This window comes from Anaerosacchariphilus polymeriproducens (genome assembly GCF_003363435.1).
Taxonomy (GTDB): Bacteria; Bacillota; Clostridia; order Lachnospirales; family Lachnospiraceae; genus Anaerosacchariphilus; species Anaerosacchariphilus polymeriproducens.
This window is the reverse complement of the sequence record NZ_QRCT01000049.1, coordinates 150,635-167,179: the sequence shown is the minus strand read 5'-3', so window position 1 is coordinate 167,179 and position 16,545 is coordinate 150,635. Positions and strand designations below refer to the sequence as shown.

Below are 16,545 nucleotides of genomic sequence, written 5' to 3'. Positions count from 1 at the left end.
ATGAATTATAGAGAAAATTCCAAAAATGGAGACAAACTGTCAATTTTAGGATATGGATGTCTCAGATTTACCAAAAAAGGAAATAATATTGATCAAGAAAAGGCAGAAAAAGAAATGCTTTATGCTTTGCAAAATGGCGTAAATTATTTTGACACTGCTTATACATATGGGGGCAGTGAAGTCGCTCTGGGGAAATTTTTAGCGAAAGGATATAGAAAAGATGTTTTCATAGCGACGAAACTTCCACATTATTTATGTAAGTCATATGAAGATTTTGACCGCTTTTTTAGCGAAGAGTTGGAGCGGCTCCAAACAGATTATATAGATTATTATTTAATGCATATGATAACAGATCTAACTTCCTTTAATAGGCTGAAAGAACTTGGGATTGAAAAATGGATTCAAGATAAAAAAGAGAATGGACAAATTAAAAATATTGGTTTTTCTTATCATGGAGGAAAAGAAGGATTTATTCAGGTGATCGATGTTTATGACTGGGATTTTTGTCAGATACAATATAATTATTTAGACGAACATGCACAAGCAGGAGTGGAAGGTTTAAAATATGCATCTTTAAAAGGTCTTCCGGTAATTATTATGGAACCTTTAAGAGGCGGTAAATTGGTATTTGGATTGCCAGAACAGGCAGTGAATTATTTCAAGAAGGAAGATAAATCAAAAACACCAGCTGAATGGGGGTTAAGATGGTTATGGAATCAACCGGAGGTAACCGTTGTATTGTCAGGTATGAATACTCTGGAGCAGGTCAATGAGAATGTAAGAATTGCTTCAGAAACTCAGGCAGGTGAACTGACTGCAAAACAATATGAAATGTTTGAGCAGGTGATAAAGGAAATAAAAAAGGTAGAAAAGGTAGGGTGTACAGGATGTGGTTATTGTATGCCATGTCCGCAAGGAGTCGACATACCCGTATGTTTCAGGTGTTATAATACAAAATATATGGATGGAGCTTATAAGGCTCTGAAAGAATATATATTGTGTACTACGTTAAAAATAAATCCATCGAATGCTTCGAAATGCATTCAGTGTGGAAAGTGTGAAAAAAACTGTCCACAGGGGATTTCGATTCGGAAAGAATTGAAAAATGTCAAAAAAAACTTAGAAACACCGATGTATAAAATAGCAAAAACAATAATGAAATTACGTATGAAATATTAAGTTAATATGGAAAGGCACTTTCAAGCTAGTTCTCACATAAAATGTAAAAATGGTCTTTGAGGTGCTTTTTTTGAAAACTTTTCCCAAACCCCTAACTGCGAAAGAGGAATCTTATTATCTGAAAAAATATAAAGAGGGTGATCTTGAGGCAAAACATATTCTGATTGAGCGGAATTTAAGATTAGTGGCTCATGTAGTAAAAAAGTACCAATATGTTGAAGAAGATGTGGAAGATTTAATCTCGATAGGGACCATAGGTTTGATAAAAGCAGTTGCAACTTTTGATATGGATAAAGGAAACCGGCTGGGGACATATGCATCACGGTGTATAGATAATGAATTACTGATGATGTTTAGGCAGAAGAAAAAAAGTTCGAAAGAAGTTTCCTTGTATGAACCTATTGGAACGGATAAAGAAGGAAATGAAATACATTTGTTGGATATTATTGAGAATGAAACAGCAAGTGTGACAGATCAGTTAACTTTAAAAGAGGATACGAAAAAACTATATGAGAGTATGGAGAAATACTTAAAAGAGCGAGAAAAAGAAGTGATAAAAATGCGTTACGGTTTGTACCAAAAAGAAGAACTTACGCAGAGAGAGATAGCCAAAAGGCTCGGAATTAGCCGTTCTTACGTTTCAAGGATTGAAAAAAGTGCTTTACAGAAAATGAAAAAAGGATTCGAATAATTCGAAAGATAATTTGTACTTAGAAAAGAGGAAACGAAATGATTAAGATTCAAGAACTTTTAGAGATTGCAAAGGCAAATGGTGCTTCAGATGTCCATATTACTGTAGGTATTCCTCCTAGAATGAGGATTAGCGGAGAACTTGTCAGTATGGATTTTGATAGCTTTGAACCGGCAGAAACTTTTGAACTATTGGAAAGTATGATGGAAAAAGACCAGTTAAAAAGATTTGAATTATATGGTGAGGTCGATTTCGCTTATTCTATATCCAAACAGGGTAGATATCGGATCAATGCTTTCAAGCAGAGAGGTTCTGTTGCTATTGTGTTGCGCCTTGTGGATAACATGATACCGGAATTAGAATCAATGGGGATTCCTGATGAAGTTGTAGATTTGTATAAAAAGAAAAGTGGTCTTGTTTTGATCAGTGGTCCTGCGGGTTCTGGGACGACAACTACGCTGGCCTCATTCATCCATAAAATGAATATGAACCGGAGTGCACATATTATTACGTTGGAAGATCCTATTGAATATTTGCATAATCATGAAAATTCAATTGTTCATCAAAGGGAAATTGGATTAGATACCTATACATTTGCCAATGCAATACATGAAGCTTTGCGTGAAGACCCAGATGTTATCTGCGTAGGGGAATTAAAAGACAGTGATACGATCTCTACCGCAGTAACAGCTGCAGAGAATGGATATTTGGTGTTTGCTACCCTGCACACGGTAGGTGTTGTTAAAACAATAGAACGGTTAATAGAAATCTTCCCATCCGAACAAAAGAAGCAAATGCGTCTACAGCTTGCGAATGTTTTAGAGGCGGTTATTTCTCAGCAATTGGTCCCCCGTGTAAAAGGAGACGGAAGAGTAGCTGCATTTGAAGTAATGTTTGCCTCTGATGAAATTAAAGATTTGATACGCAGGGATAAAATTGCACAGATCTACGATATTATCAAGAATGATAAATATAGTTCTATGATTACTATGGATAAGGCATTGCATCAGCTCTATATGGAAGGGGCAATTAGTAGAGAGTCAGCAATTAATTATTCCTTTGATGGATTTGAAAATAGTTAGATTTAATTTATAATAAAGACATCTTATCAGTTGTGGTAAGATGTTTTTATATTGTTAACAAGAGGATTTTAATGGTAATATATGTTAATTTTTGTATAAAGCTCTTGAAAAAGAGGATTAAGTATGTTAATCTGATAGTATTCATTGGAAGTTTCAACTTCCGTAAAGAAATTATTCTAAATTTCTTTTATTTTCCCATAGAAACAAAACTTAATATTAGGATAATGTGCCTAATTCGATTATATAGAAAAGGAGTGGATTCATGTTTAGTAGGGTACTATCAGGTGGTATCTGTGGTATAGAGAGCTATCAAGTACTGGTTGAAGTTGATGTAAGTAATGGTTTGCCTATCTTTGAAATGGTAGGTTATTTAAGCTCAGAAGTGAAAGAGGCGAAAGAAAGAGTGAAAACGGCATTACGAAATAGTGGATATATGCTGAGCCCTAAAAGAATAACAGTTAATCTATCACCTGCAAATGTAAGAAAAGGAGGGACAGCTTTTGATTTTCCTATTGCGATAGGCGTTCTTTCAGGTTTTGAGTTGATTAGAAAAGAACAATTGAAAGATACGTTGTTTATTGGGGAATTGGGCCTGGATGGGAGAATATATGCGATTCGAGGAATGCTCCCTATTGTAATCATGGCAAAGAAGCATGGAATTAAAAGATGTTTTGTTCCGAAAGAGAATGAAAAAGAAGCTTGTACAATACATGGAATTCAAGTGATTGGGGTAAACAATTTTGAACAGGCAGTAAGTTTTTTGTTTAAGAAAGAACCGATACAATATGTGGAAAAAAGTTCAGATTTGACCGAATTGTTAAAAAGTTCTGACTATCAAGAAGATTTTTCTGAAGTTTGTGGGCAGGAAAGAGTAAAACGTGCCATTGAAGTTGCTGCAGCAGGTTTTCATAATCTGTTGATGATTGGACCGGCAGGTACAGGTAAGACGATGCTGGCCAGGAGGATTCGGTCTATTCTTCCGCCAATGAATTTGGAAGAATGTTTGGAGGTTTCGAAAATTTATAGCGTTGCAGGTTTGTTGTCAGAAAAGGATTCTCTTGTAACACAAAGACCGTTTCGAGCGCCGCATCATACAGTAACTCCGCAAGCGTTGGCTGGTGGAGGGCGTTTTCCGATGCCGGGTGAGATAAGTCTGGCACAATGCGGAGTATTGTTTTTGGATGAATTACCTGAATTTTCAAGAAATTCGTTAGAGATATTGAGACAGCCTCTTGAAGAACGTCAAATAAAAATTTCCAGATTGTATGGAAGTTATAATTTTCCAGCTAAATTTTTGTTTGTTGCAGCTATGAATCCATGTAATTGCGGTTATTATCCCGACATGAATCGATGTACTTGTTCTGCTCGAGATATTTCTAAATATTTGGGAAAGATAAGTCAGCCATTATTGGATCGAATGGACATTACGGTAGAGGTTTCCCAAATGAATTATGGTGAAATATACAATCAAAAAAAAGGAGAATCTTCTATTATAATAGCACATCGTGTGAAACGTGCACGCGCTATTCAACAGGAACGATATAAAGGTTTGGGATTTGAGACAAATGGTGAATTGTCAGCCAAATTAATTGAAACATACTGTTTTTTGGAAAAAGAAGAAACTGCATTAATGGAGAAGGTTTTTAATCAATTTAAACTTAGTATAAGAGCTTATCATAAAATTTTGAAAGTAGCCAGAACGATTGCTGATTTAGAAGAATGTGAACAAATAAAGAGCATACATTTGAATGAAGCAATTTGTTATCGAACATTGGATAAGAGGTATTGGGGAAGATGAATATATTTTACAATTATTGGCTCGCTAATATTCCGGGAATAGGGAATAAAAAAATTCAAGAGATACTAAAATATACAAAAGATGCAAAAACTGTTTATAATCTTTCAAAAAAACAACTTAAAGAATTTGAATTTTTAACTGTTAAAAATATACAAATGATATTGGAGGCCCAAAATGATTACCAGATAAAAGAGCAGTTTGAAAATATGCAGAAGAAGGGAGTTGCATTTGTATGTGAATTAGAGGAAGAGTATCCTGATAAACTCCGAAATTTAGTCGATGCACCGTTCGGATTATATATAAAAGGGAGACTGCCATCTGAAATAAAGCCTAGTGTTGCTATAATAGGGGCAAGAAGATGTAGTCCTTATGGGAGAGAAGTTGCTAGAAAATTTGGGGAAGAATTTGCACAATATGGAATACAAATTATTAGTGGATTAGCAAGAGGGATTGATGGAATTGGTCAAATGAGTGCAGTAGAAGCAGGAGGAGAATCCTTTGGAGTACTTGGATGTGGGGTTGATATTTGTTATCCCAGAGAGAATATAGAATTGTATATGCAGATTCAAAAAAAAGGTGGTCTCTTGTCTGAATATCCGATAGGAACACAGCCGAGAGCCAATTTATTTCCATACAGGAACAGATTGATCAGCGGTCTTGCAGATGTTCTTTTAATTATTGAAGCCAAAGTAAAAAGTGGCACATTTATTACAGTAGAATATGCATTGGAACAGGGAAAAGATGTTTTTGTAGTACCTGGAAGAATTAATGATGCACTGAGTCAGGGGTGCAATGAATTGATAAAGCAAGGGGCTGGTATTGTGACATCATTTCAAGATATATTGGACGTTTTTGGTGTAAAAAGTGAAAAAAAATGTTTAGAAAACATAAAAAATCAATTAAATACCAACTTAGCACTTGAAAAAAAACAATTAATAGTGTATAGTTGTCTAAGTTTAGAGCCGAAAAGTATAGAAACTATAATTCAGGAAGTAAACCTGTCGATTCCTGAACTTACTAATATAATTGTAACATTACAGATGATGGGATTGATTTATGAACCAGCAAGGAATTATTATGTCCGAACGAGTATAAAAGAAGGATAGATAGATACACTCATTTAATATATGAGGATAAATAGACAGGTTTTATTAAAAAATTGCGGAGGCGTAGGAAATATGGCGAAGTATCTAGTAATCGTGGAATCACCAGCTAAGGTTAAAACAATTAAAAAATTCTTGGGAAAGAATTATGAAGTAGTAGCATCAAATGGTCATGTGAGAGACTTGCCAAAAAGCCAAATGGGAATAGATGTAGAGCACGATTTTGAACCAAAGTATATTACAATCAGAGGAAAAGGGGATGTCTTAGCAAGACTTAGAAAAGAAGCTAAGAAAGCGGATAAAGTATATCTTGCAACTGACCCTGACCGTGAAGGAGAAGCAATTTCATGGCATTTATCGAAATCTCTTAAATTAGATGAAGATAAAATGTATCGAATCAGTTTCAATGAAATTACTAAAAAAGCGGTCAAAGAATCCATAAAAGATGCAAGAGAAATCGATATGGATCTGGTAGATGCACAACAAACAAGAAGAATGTTAGATAGAATGGTAGGTTACCGTATTAGTCCATTGCTATGGGCAAAAGTAAAAAGAGGATTAAGTGCAGGTAGAGTGCAATCGGTAGCATTAAGAATTATTTGTGATAGAGAAGAAGAAATTAATGCATTTATTCCGGAAGAATACTGGACATTGGATGTTTTTTTGAACGTAGAAGGTGAGAAAAAACCACTTCAGGCAAAGTTTTATGGGAATCGTAATGAAAAAATAGCGATAAAATCGGAAGAAGAATTAAATGTTATTCTTACTAAATTAGAAAATGCACAATATTCTGTTGAAGATGTGAAAAAGGGAGAACGTATAAAAAAATCACCTGTCCCATTTATTACAAGTACATTGCAGCAGGAAGCAGCAAAAACTTTGAATTTTTCCACACAAAAGACTATGCGGATAGCCCAACAGCTTTATGAAGGAATTGAAATAAAAGGAAGTGGAATGATAGGTTTGATTACATATCTGCGTACAGATTCAACTCGTATTTCTGAAGAAGCAGATGGACTTGCCAGAGATTATATTAAAGAACATTATGGAGAAGAATATGTAATTCAGGCTACAACAAATTCAAAAAATAAAAGTAAAATACAGGATGCCCATGAGGCGATCAGACCAACAGATATAGAAAGAACCCCGGAAAAGATGAAGGAGTCTTTATCAAGAGATCAATTTCGGTTGTATCAATTAATATGGAAACGTTTCACAGCAAGTCGAATGAGCTATGCAAAATATGAAACTACATCAGTTAAGATTTCAGCTTCTGAATATCAATTCAGAGTTTCAGCATCCAAATTGGCATTTCAAGGGTTTATGTCTGTTTATGTACAAGAAGATGATGAAACAAAAGAAAATAATATATTATTAAAAGATATAAACAAAGAAACTCAATTAGATTTTGGAGAATTCGATTATAAACAACATTTTACGCAGCCACCGCCCCATTTTACTGAGGCAGCATTGGTAAAAGCATTGGAAGAGTTGGGGATTGGTCGTCCAAGTACGTACGCTCCAACAATTTCAACTATTATAGCAAGAAGGTATGTTGCGAAAGAAAATAAGAATTTATATGTGACAGAATTAGGTGAAATAGTTAATTTTATTATGAAAGAAGCGTTTCCAAGTATTGTGGATGTGAATTTTACAGCAAATTTGGAAGCATTATTAGATAAAGTGGGAGAGGGAGTCGTCAATTGGAAGACAGTTGTACGAAATTTTTATCCTGATTTAGATGAAGCAGTACAAATTGCAGAACAAGAGTTAGAAAAAATTGAAATTCAGGATGAAGTTACGGATGTTATTTGTGATATGTGTGGTCGAAATATGGTAATAAAATATGGCCCTCATGGTAGATTTTTAGCTTGTCCGGGATTTCCAGAATGCAAAAATACGAAACCTTATTTAGAGAAAATTGGTGTAAAATGTCCTAAATGTGGAAAAGATGTTGTTCTGCGTAAAACAAAAAAGGGAAGGAAGTATTATGGATGTGAAGATAATCCGGAGTGTGACTTTATGTCATGGCAGAAACCTTCCGAAGAAAAGTGTCCGGAATGTGGCAGCTATATGCTTGAAAAGGGGAACAAGTTGGTATGCGCAAATGAGACATGTGGTTATTTGAGAAACATAAAAGAGCAAAAAGATAAATAAAATGTGAAAAAAATGTAAATTATTATATTTTTGGATATTTATACTTGTTTTTGCGAAATTTGTGTGATAAAATTATAGGTGCATGACAAATGTTTAGAAAATTGAATGGAGGGTAAAGAATGAGTGTTCAATTGCTGGATAAAACCAGAAAAATTAACAAACTTTTGCACAACAACAATACGTCTAAAGTAGTATTTAATGACATATGTCAAATATTAACTGAAATATTGAGTTCAAATATTCTAGTTATTAGTAAAAAAGGCAAAGTGTTGGGTGTAAGTCTAAGCAACGCAGTGGATGAAATTGAGGAGTTGATTGCAGATCAAGTAGGTGGTTACATTGATCCGATTTTGAATGAAAGGTTATTGGGAGTCCTTTCTACAAAAGAAAATGTAAATCTACAAACATTAGGATTTGTATCGAATGATGTGAAAAGATATCATGCGATTATTACGCCAATCGATATTGCGGGAGAGAGATTAGGCACATTATTTATTTACAAAAGTGATATGGAGTATGAAATTGATGATATCATTTTAAGTGAGTATGGAACTACTGTGGTGGGACTTGAAATGATGCGCTCTGTAAACGAGGAAAATGCAGAAGAAACTAGAAAAGTACAGATAGTAAAATCAGCCATCAGTACATTATCATTTTCAGAATTGGAAGCAATTACACATATTTTCGAAGAAATGGATGGCAAGGAAGGAATTCTTGTTGCAAGTAAGATTGCGGATAGAGTAGGAATAACCAGGTCAGTCATTGTTAATGCACTTCGTAAATTTGAAAGTGCAGGAGTAATAGAATCTAGATCTTCCGGTATGAAAGGAACATATATTAAAGTTTTAAATGATGTTGTTTTCGAAGAACTAGAATCAATGAAAAATCAAAAACGCTAAACATTATTGGAATGTATATATTAAAACAGGAAGGATTTACAATTTTTTTGTAAATCCTTTTTCTTGTCTATAAATAAAAAAAAGTGTATTATATTGTGTAGATATTAAAGGGAATAGTACTATATCATGTAAAAAAATAGAAAAAAAGTACTACATCGTGTAAAAAAAACGAAAAATTGCTTGTCTTTTTTGTAATTTTATATATAATAGAGTCAGGAGGGTGTTGCATATGATTAATTCAAATGTATTTAATTATCTAAATGTATTAAATAAAGCGGCTGATGCAAGTTGGCTTAGAAATGAAGCTATTAGTAATAATATTGCGAATGTGGATACACCTGGTTATAAAAGACAGGATGTAGATTTTGAAAGTGCATTAGAAGTTGAATTAAAGAAGTCTAAATATTCTACTTTAGATGAAAAAATTTTAAATTCAAATTTAAAACATTTAGATGTGTCTACTTACACAGATTCCGCAGGGTTTTCGTATCGTATTGATGATAATAATGTAGACATAGACACAGAAAATGTAGAGTTAGCATCTAATCAGATAAAATATAACGGTTTGGTTGACAGTATGAAACAAGAAATCAGTAGATTAAAATTGGTTATAAAATAATTATATAAATTTAAGGAGGAAATAAAATGGGAATGTTTCGATCATTTGGGATTAATTCATCGGGTATGACAGCACAGCGCTTTCGTACAGATATTATCTCTCAGAATGTTGCGAATGCTTCAACAACTAGAACAGAAAATGGAACTCCATACCGTCGGAAAATTGTTTCTTTTGCGGAGAAAAGTACTACCCCTTCATTTAGTAGTGTTTTAGCAAAGGCTAATAGTTCTTATTCAGGAAGCGGGGTTAAAGTTTCTGAGGTGTCTGAGGACATAGAAAACGATTTTGTGATGAAATATGATCCTTCACACCCAGATGCAGATGAAAATGGATATGTGTCTTATCCCAATGTTAATATAGTAACTGAAATGACAGATTTAATTGATGCCAGTCGTTCATATGAGGCAAATGCCACTGCTTTTTCAGCAAGTAAATCGATGGCAGTAAAAGGTCTTGAAATGGCAAAATAGGAGGTAAGATTACATGGATATTTCTTCACTTAATAATATTTCTTCAAGTTATATAAAGGCAGCAGATGCTCTTCAAGGTCAAACCGTATCGGGAAATGAAAAGAATGATAGTTTTGATTCTGTGTTAAAATCAGCTATGTCTATGGTCAACCAGACGGATTCTTTGCAAAATGTTGCAGAGCAGGAAGAAATTAAATATGCTTTGGGATATTCAGAGAACACACATGACTTAACAGTAGCACAGGAAAAGGCAAATGTTGCTTTACAGTATACTGTGACGGTAAGAGATAAGTTTTTAGAAGCATATAATCAAATAATGAATATTCAAATTTAAGTTATAGAAATATAAAAATACTTTAGTCTTCGTAAACAGACGGTAGAGGAGTATCATGAATGAATGAAAGAATAAAGGGTATACAGCAAAAAATAATAAATTGGTGGAATAAATTTACAGCAGTTCAAAGAATAATTATCATAAGCGTAGTAGTTGGTGTCACAATTGCATTGGGAATATTATATTGGGTGCTTTCACAGCCTAAGATGGTAACTTTAGTGACTTTAGAGAGTACAAAAGAAGCTTCTCAGATAACAGAACTTCTTGAGTCAGAAGGAATTGCTTATACTGCTTCAAAAGATGGATTGGTCATTCAAGTTAATGAAAAAGATGAATCGGCAGCAGTTTTATTGTTGGGTTCTAATAACATTCCTACTCAGGAGTATGATTTGTCTTCTGTATTTGATGGCAATTTTAGCACAACAGAATCAGATAAATCCAAAAAATACCAGTTATATTTAGAAGAGAAGGTAGCCAGTGAATTAAAATCAATTGATATAGTTGATGAAGCAACCGTTACGTTATCAATTCCAGAGAATGATGGCACTTTAGCATCTCAGAAGGAATCTACCTATGCCAGTGTATTAGTTTCATTAAATGGTGAGGTGAAAGAAGGAGCTGCAGAGGGTTGGGCAAAATACATAGCAACAGCAGTTGGAAATGATAACACGGATAATGTATTGATTTTAGATTCAAATGGAAATGTTTTATTTACTGGTGAAGATAAGTCTTCTACAGCAGGCTCAGTAAGTAATCAGCTTGCAGTTCAAACAAAGTATGAAAGTATGGTAAAAAATCAGGTCAAAGATGTTATGCTTGGGGCAAATGTTTATGACAATGTTGAAATAGGTCTGAATCTCGCTTTAGATTTTGATGTGATTGAACAGACGGATCACCAGTATTATGTGAATGATGGAAATACACAAGGTTATTTAGATAGTGAAAGTAATTACGAACAAGAATCTCAAGGGGGAGCGGCTGCGACTCCTGGAACAGATGCAAATGACGAGACAACATATGTAATGGAAAATAATGGAACATCTACTTCTACTACGACAGAAAATACAAAAGATTATTTACCAAATGAAAAAATTACAAATACTAAATTTGCAACCGGTACAATTAAAGCAGATGAATCATCTATTACTGTAGTTGCAGCAACCTATAAAGTTTATGATGAAGATAAGTTGAAAAAATCCGGTGAATTAAAAGGTCAGACTTTTGCAGAGTTTCAGGCGGCAAATAGTGAAAAGACGAAAGTGGACGTAGATGAAGAACTTTATCAGGTAGTTTCGAAAGCTACAGGAATATCAGAGGATAATATTTCTATTGTAGCTTATCAGGTGCCTTTTTTCCAAGCAAGCGATACAAGCAAAAAATCGATTTGGGATTATGCTCCAATTCTACTTGGTGTATTGATTTTAGGATTTTTAGGATTTATCATTTTCAAGAGTACAAGAGGCGAAAAAGAAACTGTGTTAGAACCAGAACTTTCTGTTAAGAATTTACTTGAAACGACACAAGAAGCACAGGATGAAGAGTTAGAAGATATCGGATTTAATGAAAAATCAGAAGTCCGTATTATGATTGAGAAGTTTGTAGATGAAAATCCAGAGGCAGTTGCACAATTGCTTCGAAATTGGCTAAATGAGGAGTGGGATTAAAAATGGCTGAACATAAAATAGGAGGTTTACAAAAAGCGGCAATATTATTAATTGCATTAGGTCCAGAAAAAGCATCTAATATTTTTAAACATTTAAAAGATGAAGAAATAGAAGAATTGACATTAGAAATTGCAAACACCAGAAGTGTTACACCTAGTATAAAAGAAGACATATTGAATGAATTTTATCAGATATGTTTAGCACAGCAATATATTGCCGAAGGTGGTATTGGTTATGCAAAAGAATTGCTTGAAAAGGCTCTTGGCTCAGACAAGGCCATGGATGTTATTTCCAGGCTGACAGCTTCCTTACAGGTAAGACCTTTCGAATTTATACGAAAAACAGATCCGGCTCAATTGCTGAATTTTATTCAAGACGAACATCCACAAACAATTGCATTAATTTTATCATATCTGCCAGCTCAACAGGCAGCTCAGATCGTTGGTGCGCTGCCTATTGATAAGCAGGCTGATGTAGCAAAACGTATTGCGGTAATGGATGGAACTTCTCCAGATGTTATTAAAGAAGTAGAGCGTATTTTAGATAAAAAGTTGTCTTCTTTAGTAAATCAAGATTATACAATTATCGGTGGCGTAGAAGCTATTGTTGATATTTTGAATTCAGTAGATCGTGGTACAGAAAAACATATTATGGAAAATCTTGAAATTGATGATCCGGAACTTGCAGATGAAATCCGTAAGAGAATGTTTGTATTTGAAGATATTCTATTATTGGATGACAGAGCAATTCAAAGAGTATTGCGTGATGTAGATAATAATGATTTAAGTATTGCATTAAAGGGAGCGAATCAAGAAGTACAAAATACAATTTTCAATAATCTGTCTAAACGTCTGGCAGCAATGATTAAAGAAGATATGGAATATATGGGGCCGGTACGTATGAAGGACGTAGAGGAAGCGCAACAGAAAATTGTTGGTGTTATTAGAAAGTTAGAAGATTCTTCAGAAATTGTTATCTCACGTGGTGGAGGTGACGAGATTATTGTCTAATTTGTTAAAATATCATAATGTTAAGCAATTAGAAGAGAAAAAAAGAGTCATAGATTCAAATGATAAAGTTGCTGAAAGAATCAAGGAACTGCTTGTATCACAAAGGGCGGAACAGCTGGGGGAGGAAGGTGACTCTGAATTTATTGGAGGGCTGTTCGCTGAAAGTGTAGAAGTGGTTGAATCGGAAAAAGAAAAAGAGGCGGAACGGAATCGTCAGACAGCATATGAAGAAATTGTCGCACAGGCAAAAGAACAGGCTGCGAGTATGCTTGAAGAGGCAAGTGCACAGGCACAATTAATATTAGAGAATGCGAGGGTAGAAGGAGAAAATAAGGGGTATGAAGAAGGATGTCGTCGAGCAGAAGATAACATTCAGAAAATGAAGGAAGAGTTAGAAGAGAAGGAAAAAGAATTAGAAAGAGATTATAAAAGAAAAGTGAATGAGCTGGAACCCGTTTTGGTAGATGTATTGGCTGATGTATTTGAAAGAGTATTTCATGTTCAGTTCGATGATAAAAAGAGCATGGTACTTCATCTGGCGAAAAATGCAATGGATAAGATAGAGAACAGTAGAGAGTTTCTCGTAAGAGTTCCAAAAGAAAATTATACATTCGTAAAAGAACGGCAGGACGAACTGGAAGCAAGAGTAGGTAAGACAGTCAGGGTCGAAGTGATTGAAGATATGCTTCTTAAGAAGAATCAGTGTGTGATAGAGACTGATTCAGGAGTCTTTGACTGCAGCTTAGACATTCAGATGGAACGTTTATTGAAAGATTTAAAATCTCTAAGTATTTAAAAATTTTTTTCGAAAATAACTAATAACTCATTAAAATTTATGAGATGAAAAGGAAATATGCTTCATGACAATAAATCTTGATAAATATAGTAAATTATCCCAACAGTCATATTTTAAAAAGTTAGGCAAAGTAGTAAAGATTGTAGGACTAACAATAGAATCAGTTGGACCGGATGCAAAGTTAAATGATCTTTGTCGTATTATTGTGGATGAAGAAGAAAATAAATATGTTTTAGCAGAAGTAGTTGGAATGCGTGACAAAAGGATTTTGCTCATGCCTTATGAAAATGTTGAAGGAATAGGACTTGGATGTATCGTGGAAAATACGGAACATCCATTGTCTGTCTATGTAGGCGATGATCTGCTTGGTCATACCCTGGATGGCTTGGGGCGGCCGACGGATATTAGCTCTATTCCATTGACAAAAATGTATCCGGTTGAGGCAGACCCGCCAAATCCAATGGAACGTGAGATTATTGAGAAAGTCTTGCCTTTAGGTGTAAAAGCCGTAGATGGATTGATTACAGTAGGGAAAGGTCAGCGTATTGGTATTTTTGCCGGAAGTGGTGTTGGAAAGAGTACCTTATTAGGTATGTTTGCAAGAAATACGAAGGCAGATGTAAATGTAATTGCATTAATAGGTGAACGAGGAAGAGAAGTTCGCGAGTTTGTTGAAAGAGATTTGGGTGAAGAAGGAATGAAACGCTCGATTCTGGTGATAGCAACTTCGGACAAGCCTGCACTAATTCGTAATAAGGCGGCCAAAACAGCTACGGCGATTGCAGAATATTTTCGTGATCAGGGGAAAGATGTATTGTTGATGATGGATTCATTGACTCGTTTTTCAATGGCTCAAAGGGAAATAGGACTTGCGTCAGGAGAGCCACCGGTTACAAGGGGATACCCCCCAAGTGTGTATGCAGAAATGCCTAAGCTGTTAGAACGGGCAGGTAATTCAGAGGAAGGTTCCATTACAGGTCTGTACACTGTGCTTGTAGATGGAGATGATTTTAATGAACCAATTACAGATACAGCAAGAAGTATATTAGATGGACATATTATGCTTTCAAGAAAGTTAGTTCATAAAAACCATTACCCTGCAATTGATGTATTGCAAAGTATATCTCGTGTTATGAATTCCATTGTAACAGATTCGCATAAAAAGGTGGCGGGAAAACTTAAAAATGTTTTAGCTACGTACAGCGAAGCTGAGGATTTGATCAATATAGGAGCCTATAAAAAAGGAGCCAATAAAAATATAGATTATGCAGTAAGTAAAATTGATGAAGTCAATGAGTTTTTAATGCAGGGAACTCATGAAAAATTTGAATTTGATGAAATTATAGGGCAGTTAGAAAAAATGTTTGGTGAATAATATAGAGGAGGAGCCATGGCAAAGTTTATTTATCGAATGCAAAATATATTAGAGATCAAAAGAAAACTTGAAATGCAGGCAAAATCCGATTATGCAGAGGCAAGTCAGAGACTGGTGCAAGAAGAGAAAAAATTAGCAGAGTTAAAATTAAAACAACAGGAGTTTGAAGGAATTCACAAGAATCTTTTAATGTCTGCCATTAATCTTTTGGAAATTAAAAATTGTAGAAAATCTATTGAAGGAATAAAAGGTTCCATTAAAAATCAGATGATTTCTGTTCATGTAGCTCAGAAGAATTTAGAAATGGCCAGAGTTAAGCTGGGTGAAGTCATGTTGGAAAGAAAAACTTATGAAAAATTGAAAGAAAAAGCGTTTGAAGATTTTAAACAAGAAGTTAATGTTCAGGAAAGTAAGGAAATCGATGAACTGGTGAGTTACATCTATGGAAATAATAAATAAAAGATAGTGGGTGAAAGACATGGAAGATAATTTTGAAGAATTAGAGGAAAAAACGGAAAAGTCAAAAAAAGAACTGAAAAAAGAACAAAAAGACAAGAAAAAGGAAGAAAAAAAATTAAAGAAACAGAAGAAAAATGCCGATAAAATTATTGAGGACTCTGATTCGTTAGAAGAAAAAGAAGGAAGCAGATTTGCAGTGGTCTTGGCAGTTGCCGGATTAGTCATTACTTGGCTTATCATTTTGGTATTGTTAGTAAAAGCGGATATAGGAGGATTTGGTTCAGGGGTATTATCACCGATTTTGGAAGATGTTCCATATATAAATAAGATATTGCCAGAATCCAGTTCGAAAAGTGATAAAAAGAAAGTTAATCCGGATTATCCTTATAAAACGGTAGAAGAAGCTATTGAGCAGATAAAAAAACTCCAAGTGGAACTTCAGGATGAGAAAGAGAAAAGTGAAACAGGCGATTCAAATATCCAAGATCTGCAGACAGAGATAGAACGATTGAAAGAGTTTGAGAAAAAACAGGTCGAATTTCAGAAATTAAAAACTGAATTTTATGAAGAAGTTGTATTTGGAGAGAATGCTCCGGCAATGAAAGAGTATCAAAAATATTATGAGAGTATTGATCCTACTAATGCAGAACTTTTGTATAAAGAAGTAGTGAAACAGGAAGCTTATAATCAAAAAGTCCAAGATTATGCAACGACTTACTCCGCAATGAAACCAAAACAGGCAGCGGCTATATTAGAAAAATTAACAGATGACTTGAAACTTGCAGCACAGATACTGGAAGTAATGGACAAAGAATCAAGAGGTGATATTCTTGGTGCAATGGATCCTGATTTCGCAGTTAAACTAACAAAAATCATGGCACCTGAAGAATAAATAAAAAAAAGAAAGGA

16 protein-coding genes are annotated in these 16,545 nt (G+C 34.5%); all 16 read left to right on the top strand.

What is annotated here, in order from left to right; translation table 11 throughout:
* The 16 genes from DWV06_RS14230 (at position 1) to DWV06_RS14155 (ending at position 16,528) form a co-directional block, all read left to right on the top strand.
* Positions 1-1,179: an aldo/keto reductase gene (locus DWV06_RS14230; RefSeq protein WP_115482855.1), complete on the top strand. Its 1,179-nt coding sequence runs from the start codon at positions 1-3 to the stop codon at positions 1,177-1,179.
* 70 nt (positions 1,180-1,249) lie between these two features.
* Positions 1,250-1,870: an RNA polymerase sporulation sigma factor SigK gene (gene sigK, locus DWV06_RS14225; protein WP_115482854.1), complete on the top strand. Its 621-nt coding sequence runs from the start codon at positions 1,250-1,252 to the stop codon at positions 1,868-1,870.
* Between the two features lie 38 nt (positions 1,871-1,908).
* Complete coding sequence (locus DWV06_RS14220) at positions 1,909-2,952, top strand: type IV pilus twitching motility protein PilT (RefSeq protein WP_193726027.1); 1,044 nt, start codon at positions 1,909-1,911, stop codon at positions 2,950-2,952.
* 262 nt (positions 2,953-3,214) lie between these two features.
* Positions 3,215-4,750 carry a YifB family Mg chelatase-like AAA ATPase gene (locus DWV06_RS14215; protein WP_115482853.1) on the top strand — a complete coding sequence of 512 codons (1,536 nt, stop codon included), beginning with the start codon at positions 3,215-3,217 and terminating at the stop codon, positions 4,748-4,750.
* Positions 4,747-5,856, top strand: coding sequence for a DNA-processing protein DprA (gene dprA, locus DWV06_RS14210; RefSeq protein ID WP_115482852.1), 1,110 nt, complete (start codon positions 4,747-4,749; stop codon positions 5,854-5,856). Before DWV06_RS14215 ends, dprA begins: the two co-directional genes overlap by 4 nt.
* A 72-nt stretch (positions 5,857-5,928) precedes the next feature.
* Positions 5,929-8,010 (top strand): type I DNA topoisomerase, encoded by a 2,082-nt coding sequence (gene topA / locus DWV06_RS14205; RefSeq protein ID WP_115483072.1) that lies wholly within the window; start codon positions 5,929-5,931, stop codon positions 8,008-8,010.
* A gap of 119 nt (positions 8,011-8,129) precedes the next feature.
* Positions 8,130-8,909 (top strand): GTP-sensing pleiotropic transcriptional regulator CodY, encoded by a 780-nt coding sequence (codY, locus tag DWV06_RS14200; RefSeq protein ID WP_115482851.1) that lies wholly within the window; start codon positions 8,130-8,132, stop codon positions 8,907-8,909.
* Between the two features lie 229 nt (positions 8,910-9,138).
* Entirely contained in the window at positions 9,139-9,528 is a 390-nt protein-coding gene (gene flgB, locus DWV06_RS14195) for a flagellar basal body rod protein FlgB (RefSeq protein ID WP_115482850.1), read from the top strand.
* Positions 9,529-9,554: 26 nt separating this feature from the next.
* Positions 9,555-9,998, top strand: coding sequence for a flagellar basal body rod protein FlgC (flgC, locus tag DWV06_RS14190; RefSeq protein WP_115482849.1), 444 nt, complete (start codon positions 9,555-9,557; stop codon positions 9,996-9,998).
* Between the two features lie 13 nt (positions 9,999-10,011).
* Entirely contained in the window at positions 10,012-10,332 is a 321-nt protein-coding gene (gene fliE, locus DWV06_RS14185) for a flagellar hook-basal body complex protein FliE (protein ID WP_115482848.1), read from the top strand.
* A gap of 59 nt (positions 10,333-10,391) precedes the next feature.
* Positions 10,392-11,996: a flagellar basal-body MS-ring/collar protein FliF gene (fliF, locus tag DWV06_RS14180; protein WP_115482847.1), complete on the top strand. Its 1,605-nt coding sequence runs from the start codon at positions 10,392-10,394 to the stop codon at positions 11,994-11,996.
* A gap of 2 nt (positions 11,997-11,998) precedes the next feature.
* Positions 11,999-13,006: a flagellar motor switch protein FliG gene (gene fliG / locus DWV06_RS14175; protein ID WP_115482846.1), complete on the top strand. Its 1,008-nt coding sequence runs from the start codon at positions 11,999-12,001 to the stop codon at positions 13,004-13,006.
* The gene (locus DWV06_RS14170; RefSeq protein ID WP_115482845.1) at positions 12,999-13,802 is read left to right on the top strand and encodes a FliH/SctL family protein; all 804 of its coding nucleotides are present in this window, start codon (positions 12,999-13,001) and stop codon (positions 13,800-13,802) included. The genes fliG and DWV06_RS14170 overlap by 8 nt, the downstream gene beginning before the upstream one ends.
* A 64-nt stretch (positions 13,803-13,866) precedes the next feature.
* On the top strand, positions 13,867-15,177 hold the full coding sequence (gene fliI, locus DWV06_RS14165) for a flagellar protein export ATPase FliI (protein ID WP_115482844.1): 1,311 nt from the start codon (positions 13,867-13,869) through the stop codon (positions 15,175-15,177).
* 15 nt (positions 15,178-15,192) lie between these two features.
* The gene (fliJ, locus tag DWV06_RS14160) at positions 15,193-15,636 is read left to right on the top strand and encodes a flagellar export protein FliJ (RefSeq protein WP_115482843.1); all 444 of its coding nucleotides are present in this window, start codon (positions 15,193-15,195) and stop codon (positions 15,634-15,636) included.
* A gap of 19 nt (positions 15,637-15,655) precedes the next feature.
* Entirely contained in the window at positions 15,656-16,528 is an 873-nt protein-coding gene (locus tag DWV06_RS14155) for a MotE family protein (RefSeq protein ID WP_115482842.1), read from the top strand.
* Positions 16,529-16,545 lie beyond the last annotated feature (17 nt).

Bases quoted from the DNA above. Each gene is read 5' to 3' on its own strand.
- DWV06_RS14155 (WP_115482842.1), top strand. From the start codon at position 15,656: ATGGAAGATAATTTTGAAGAATTAGAGGAAAAAACGGAAAAGTCAAAA.
- DWV06_RS14215 (WP_115482853.1), top strand. From the start codon at position 3,215: ATGTTTAGTAGGGTACTATCAGGTGGTATCTGTGGTATAGAGAGCTAT.
- codY (WP_115482851.1), top strand. From the start codon at position 8,130: ATGAGTGTTCAATTGCTGGATAAAACCAGAAAAATTAACAAACTTTTG.
- DWV06_RS14220 (WP_193726027.1), top strand. From the start codon at position 1,909: ATGATTAAGATTCAAGAACTTTTAGAGATTGCAAAGGCAAATGGTGCT.
- fliI (WP_115482844.1), top strand. From the start codon at position 13,867: ATGACAATAAATCTTGATAAATATAGTAAATTATCCCAACAGTCATAT.
- fliF (WP_115482847.1), top strand. From the start codon at position 10,392: ATGAATGAAAGAATAAAGGGTATACAGCAAAAAATAATAAATTGGTGG.
- fliJ (WP_115482843.1), top strand. From the start codon at position 15,193: ATGGCAAAGTTTATTTATCGAATGCAAAATATATTAGAGATCAAAAGA.
- dprA (WP_115482852.1), top strand. From the start codon at position 4,747: ATGAATATATTTTACAATTATTGGCTCGCTAATATTCCGGGAATAGGG.
- DWV06_RS14230 (WP_115482855.1), top strand. From the start codon at position 1: ATGAATTATAGAGAAAATTCCAAAAATGGAGACAAACTGTCAATTTTA.
- topA (WP_115483072.1), top strand. From the start codon at position 5,929: ATGGCGAAGTATCTAGTAATCGTGGAATCACCAGCTAAGGTTAAAACA.
- fliE (WP_115482848.1), top strand. From the start codon at position 10,012: ATGGATATTTCTTCACTTAATAATATTTCTTCAAGTTATATAAAGGCA.
- flgC (WP_115482849.1), top strand. From the start codon at position 9,555: ATGGGAATGTTTCGATCATTTGGGATTAATTCATCGGGTATGACAGCA.
- fliG (WP_115482846.1), top strand. From the start codon at position 11,999: ATGGCTGAACATAAAATAGGAGGTTTACAAAAAGCGGCAATATTATTA.
- flgB (WP_115482850.1), top strand. From the start codon at position 9,139: ATGATTAATTCAAATGTATTTAATTATCTAAATGTATTAAATAAAGCG.